3 protein-coding genes are annotated in these 6,199 nt (G+C 53.3%); 1 reads left to right on the top strand and 2 read right to left on the bottom strand.

What is annotated here, in order from left to right; all coding sequences use genetic code 11:
• Positions 1-2,552 (top strand): hypothetical protein (locus tag DV520_RS12385; protein WP_165850111.1); only part of this gene is annotated, 2,552 nt, incomplete at its 5' end.
• A 400-nt stretch (positions 2,553-2,952) separates the two neighbouring features.
• Here the strand turns inward: DV520_RS12385 and DV520_RS11880 are convergent.
• Positions 2,953-3,408, bottom strand: a complete 456-nt coding sequence (locus DV520_RS11880; protein ID WP_117143001.1) for a hypothetical protein — start codon at positions 3,406-3,408, stop codon at positions 2,953-2,955.
• The coding region (locus DV520_RS11875) for an S-layer homology domain-containing protein (protein ID WP_205727613.1) at positions 3,405-6,199 on the bottom strand (2,795 nt) is incomplete at its 5' end. The genes DV520_RS11875 and DV520_RS11880, both read right to left, overlap by 4 nt.

Here is a 6,199-nt window from a genome sequence, read left to right as displayed (position 1 = left end):
ATGTGACCGGCTCCCAGCTGGCTAAGATGCTGCTGGTCTGCCTGGGCTTCGATTCTGACATCGAGGGCTACACCGGCAACGCTTGGGACATGAATGTCAACGTCCGTGCCACCCAGAAGGGCCTGTACAAGGGCCTGGAAGGTCTGGATGTCTCCGCTGCCCTGACCCGCGACACTGCGGCCCAGATGGTGTGGAACGCCCTGCAGGCTGGCGAAGTTAAGTATGAGTACACTTGGGTGGGCGGCGACGCCACCAAGGTGACCGCTGTTGACAAGCTGGACAATGCCAACAATCCTATCACCTTGCTGAAGGACAAGTACAACGCGGAAGTCAAAGACGGCGGTATTGTGACCTCTGTCAAAGAGGACAGCAAGGGCACTTACACCGTTAAGACAGACAAAAATGCTAATGGATACACCAAGGTCGCCAAGGATTATTCCGATCTGATGGGCCAGAAGGTGGACGTCCTGGTGAAGATCAGCGACAACACCGTGTATGGTGTTTACGCCAACGAGGACTCCAAGGTGCTGGCAACAGGTGCCGTTGGACAACTGGATACGGTCTCCAACGACACCAAAAAGATGAAGCTCAACGGTGTAGAGTACAAATTTGAAAAAACGGCGTTGAGTGAGAATGTTGTCTACAACAATGATCCCGATACCAAGAAAACCCTGCAGACCATCTACAACAATCGGAATGCCAACGCTTCTGATGAAATTAAGTTCATCGACAACAATGGCGACGGCAAGGTCGATTCCATGATCGTAACCCCGATGACCGTGGCCGAAGTCACCTACGTTGGCTCCACCAGTATCACCGCGGGCAACAAGTCCTATAAGTTTGAGGATGACGACATCTATGAAGGTGTTGCCAAGAACGACTGGGCCGTGATCGTCGCCGGTGACTACACGACCACTGACAACGCAGTGATCACAAAGGCCGGCACCATCGAGGGAGAAGTGACCGGCGTTCGCACTGGTTCTCCAGATGAAGTGAAGATCGGCGACGACTGGTACAAGATGGCAACGAACACACAGACCCCGGCTGTGGGCGATAAGGGTGTATTTGTGGTTGTAAACGGCTATGTTTATGATGCGGATGCTTCCGGCTCCTCCAAGGATATCCTGTACATCTCTGCAAACGAAGCTGCTGAAAGCAAGCTGGGTGACAACTTTACAGTTGAAGCCAAGGCTTACTTTACTGACGGAACCAATAAGGTCGTCAAGATCGACATGATCAATGGTGAAGATATTACCAAGGCTACCAAAGATTTCACTCAAGGCAGTGTTGGTATTGCGAAGGATAACCTTGCAAATCAGATGTTCACCTACTCCATTGACTCTGACGGCAACTATGAGCTGAAACAGTTGGCCAATGCTGACGCAAAGAATAACATTGGCGCGGTGGTTGGTGACGGTGCCACTGACAACAACGGTAAGATCGGCGGCGCTTCCGTCATTAAAGAGAACAAGGCTGGCTACGATACCTATCTGTATGACAAGGGCGGATATAAGAGCCCGACCAACAAGCTCGACAGCGGCTCCATCGCTGATGACGCAGTCATCTTTGTTCAGGCAACGAATGAGGTCAAGGTGCTGACCGGCAAGACCGTGAAGAACTGGAATACTGTTTCTGGCACTTTCACTGGTAAGGGCGTCCTGACCAGCGAGTCCAACGGTATCCAGTATGCCAAGGTCGCAGCCATGACAGTCAACACTAACACGGTGCCGGGTGCAAATGGTGACAAGCTGTACGGTTACCTCACCGCAGATCCTTACACCACCAAGTATGAGAACGAGAATGTTGTAGCTTACCCCATCTGGACGGGCTCCGAGAATACGACCGTTTATGAGAAGGGTTCCGCGATTAAGGACGGCGTGAAGGCGGGCGACGCGATCCAGTATCACCTGGACGGCAACTTTGTCGGTGTTGACGCTGGCTTGACGGATACCGCTAACGCTTATGCGATCACCGGCTTCGACTATGAGGCGGAAGGCGAGATGGCTTTGGTCAAATATGCGGACGGTGCTGCCTCCACCCTGACGCTGGATGAGGATTGCGTCTTCATCGGTATCGACGACAGCGCCAAGACTGGTGTCGAGGGCGACATGAGCGCGGTTTCGCTGGCGCAGCAGGATCAGTACGGCAACTACTATGCGAATGCCTATGTGATGACCGACGGCAGCGGCAAGATCCTGGCCGTTATCTTTGATAACGATAAGCTGGATATGGCTGACGGCGGCCTGGCTCTGAAGGCCAAAGCTGTTACCTGCAACATTACAAGCGAAAATGTAACCAATGGTGAGAATAATAAAACAGTTACCGTTACGGCTTCCCCTACGACTGCCAAACTGGGTGAGAAGGTTACTTTGACAGCCACCCTGAACAAGGCGATTGCTGGCAAGGATACTACTGTGGTCGTGTCTGTTGATCAAGGCGTTGGCTCTCTGACCATTACTATCCCGAAGGGGCAGAAATCTGCCACGGCAACCTTTACCATGCCGAGTGAGGCGGTTACTGTCGGCTTTACCAGCGCATCTGTTCCGCAGTAACAGCCTGGTCTAATCAAAAACCTCTTCCTTAGTGGACTGTCCTTGTTTGTAAAGACAGAAGGCAGGAGACCCTGGGAAGGAAGCTCGAGATTTCATCGGAGAGGCGCCGCGTCAGCGGCGCCTCTCCTGTCTTTGGCTTGATATGTTTGAATATAGCGGTTGATTATTTCGTTGGTTTCCGAAAAGGCAGCTGGTTTGTGATGGTGTTGTCATATTTGTTTTTGTTTACTCATGGGAAAACTCCTGATATAGGAAAATAAAACTACCGGCAGGGGGATTCTTTACGCATGCAGAGGTAACACCATACCAGCATCTCTCATTCAAATGAGGAAGAGAAAGAGCCCCCCTCAAAAGAGGGGGGCTCCTATTGCCAGAGTAATGGGTTACCACTTAGGAATTCTTACGTCTTAACCCAGCCATCACTGGTCAGGCTGCCTGTGCCGGAAGCTGTCCAAGTGTAAGTGCAGTTCTCGTTTGCAACGCCATCAGCAGTAGCGTCGCTGGTGTCGTTATAGAAATTGTTCACCATAACGGAGACGTTTCCACTATTAACAATGTGGAGTGTAATACCTGCCTGTTTGGCAAGAAGCTTCGCAGAACCGGTCAGCGTAATTTTATCGCCATTCTGCAGGCTTACGTTGCTGTTCAGCGTCAAGTCGGCAGCAGAACTAATTTGCGTCTTACCGCTTGCAGTGTTCACTGTAACGTCCCCTGCTGCGGTAAACGCACCATTTGCACCAACCAGAGTACCATTCGGAACCTTCAGTGTGGCCCCCTTCGCAACGTTGATGGTGACATCATTGGTCTGCGCAGCTGCAATGGTCAGCGTAGTGTTTGCCGGAACATTCAACGTCATAGTATCCAGTGCGCCGCTAATAGTAACTCCCCCTTGCTCAGCGCCAGGTTGATATCAGCTGCGTTTGCGTCCGCGCCAAAGTTGTACTTGAACGCGCCGTGCAAGTTGTTCTTCACGTCAACGATCAGCAGGGCAACGTCCGAATCCTTCGCCGTGCCATCCAGCTTGTACATAACGTTCGCGATCTTGCCAGAACCAAAGTCATCTGCTTCCTGGATTTCGCCGTTTGCATAGCCCTTGTGGTCTTTGGTGTCAACGTACAGAACGACGGTGTCCTTGGTGATTTCGTTGGTATTGGAGCCATCCAGGGAGATGGTTTTCTGGTCGTCGCTGACACCGTAAATGATGCCGTTGTCGACGATGCCGAAGCTGTCGTCAACATCCTCGATGGTGCCGACAACGTTGTCAGCCAGACCGCTCTCCGTGGTGATGGAGGAGTAGCCTAGAACGGTGCCCTTGTTGCGCTGTGCGTTGCCCTTCTCCTGCACCTTCACGTTCTCAGTGCCATTCCAGATCGTGTAAACCATGTAGCCGTCACTCGACTGGTAAGAGCTCTCAACAACATAACCGTAGTGGTCGTTGGTGATAAAGTTGTTTGCAATGCCATTGACCGCAACAACACCGTAGGTCACGCGGTTTACGCCGTTGACCTTGGAAATGAACGCCGCAATGCCACCGTTACTGTACGCCTCGTTCGAGCCGCCAGCAACACCCAGGGATTTGAACTGTTTGCCGGTGATGACCTTATAATCCGTACCGGTAGTGTTATACTTGTCGATCAGAACGATCTTTGCAGAATCGTCGACCTTGATGTTATTGATGCTCTTGTCACTGTTGGCGGCGCCAGCAACAGCCATGCCAGAAGAAGAACTGTTCGGAGAACCATCGTTCAGCGCGGTGTAATCACCGAAGTAGTCCGTAGCGGTGTTCAGATCCTTGAAGCGGTATTCGCCGCCCTTGACGGAGTACTCGTAAACAGCGCCCTGCTTGAGAGCACTCTTCGCAACGTAACCGCTGCCCGGAGCATTGTCGATATCGACGATCTCGGTGGTGGAGGTGGTGCCATCCAGCTTAAGGATCTTGGCTTTGTCGCCCTGGATGTCGCTGCCAACCGCCAGGACGATGGCAACATCGGACAGGCTGGCGTTCTCACCGGAAGTGCGCTTGGCATAGAAGACAACGCCATTGATGGTGTACGCGTCCACGGTGTCACCGGACTTGACGCTGTTCATATCCGCCTTCGTGCCGGCGACATACCAGCTGCCGTCGATCAGGTACTGGGCAGGATTCTGCTTGGTGCCGGTAACCTTCACGCCGGTGAGCTTGTCAGCACGGGTGATGTTCTTGCAGTCGTTGTAGAGGTCCTGACGAATCACCACATAGTCATTCTTCTCAACATCGGAGGCGATCTTCTCGTCGGCATATTTATAGGTCGTACCACCGGCAACAATTTCGTCAGAGGAAATGTACGTAACCTTGGCTGCATCGACAGTGGTCAGAATCGCAGTGTCAATTTTCCCGTTGTCGTCGGAATCAACGAAGGTAACTTCATCAGCGGAGATGTTGTTGTCGACAGGACGCGTACTGTCGAGCTGTTTGCCGGCAGCATCGTCAAAGTCAGCCGCAGTCTTGGGGCCCACAAGCTTTGTTCCGTCAATATAAACGGTGATGGCGCTGTCCGTGGAGTAGGAGGTGCCACCGAACTTAATCTTGCCATTGTCGTTGTCCACCGCGTTCATCACAGTGTTGTAGATGGTATTGTCGGCGGTGGCATACACGCCCAGAACCTCATTGGTCTTGCCATTCTTGAACATGACCTTGACCTTCTGGCCCAGCAGGTTGGAGTAGTCAACGGTCAGCTTGGTAAAATCTACTGTGGACACGGTGGTGGCGCCACCGGCGGGATTGTCTACGCTGGGGTCACTGGCGGCCCGGTCTGCAGCAGTCATGGAAATGGTAAGATTGCTGCTCTTCACACTGGTCAGGGTACCCACATAGACCCAAGCATCATACTTGTCCCGCAGCAGGGTGATCTTGTCGTTGTTGGAGCCAACAACCTTATCCTGGACGGTGACAATGGTCTCCAGCTTGCCGTCCTCGCCGGTGATGATGGTGGTCTTGTACTCCACCTCATAGGCGTTCAGGGCGTTCCACACCATCTGGGCCGCGTTGTCACGGGTAATGGCGGCAGAGGCGTCCATAGACTCCAGACCTTCGTACAGGCCCTTCTGGGATGCAACTACGTTGACGTTGGTTGCCCAAGCGTTGCCTACAAAGCCCTCTGTATCGGCATTGTATCCCAGGGACACCAGCAGCATCTTGGCCAGCTGGGTGCCGGTCACGTTGCCGTTAGGGCTGAACCGGCCGCCGCCCACGCCGGAGATGATGCCCTGGGCCACGCAGGACTCAATATAGCCCTCTGCCCAGGCGGCGTTGGTGCCGCGCACATCGTTAAAGGTGGGGGTGACGTTGGTGGAGACGTTGGGCTCCTTGCCACCGTTCAGGGCCACGCAGATCATCTTCGTGATCTCGGACCGCTTAATGTTGCGCTCAGGATGATAAGAACCATCCTCGTACCCGCCGATGATGTTCAGCGCAGAGCACGCATCAACGGCCTCGGTGTTCTCGATCTTGTCCTGATCCGAGAACGCCGCCCCGGCGCCCATGACCATGACAGACAGCATCACAGCCACACAGAGCACCAGGCTCAGAACCTTCTTCTGGGGGAACTCCTTGCCCCGCAATGCTTCGCTCCGCAATTTCCCACGGATTTTACACGGAACTCCCACCA

Origin of the sequence: Evtepia gabavorous, from assembly GCF_003425665.1 — a bacterium.
In the GTDB taxonomy this organism is placed as follows: Bacteria; Bacillota; Clostridia; order Oscillospirales; family Oscillospiraceae; genus Evtepia; species Evtepia gabavorous.
Note: the sequence above shows the minus strand (reverse complement) of the source record. Positions and strands in the feature narration are given on the sequence as shown.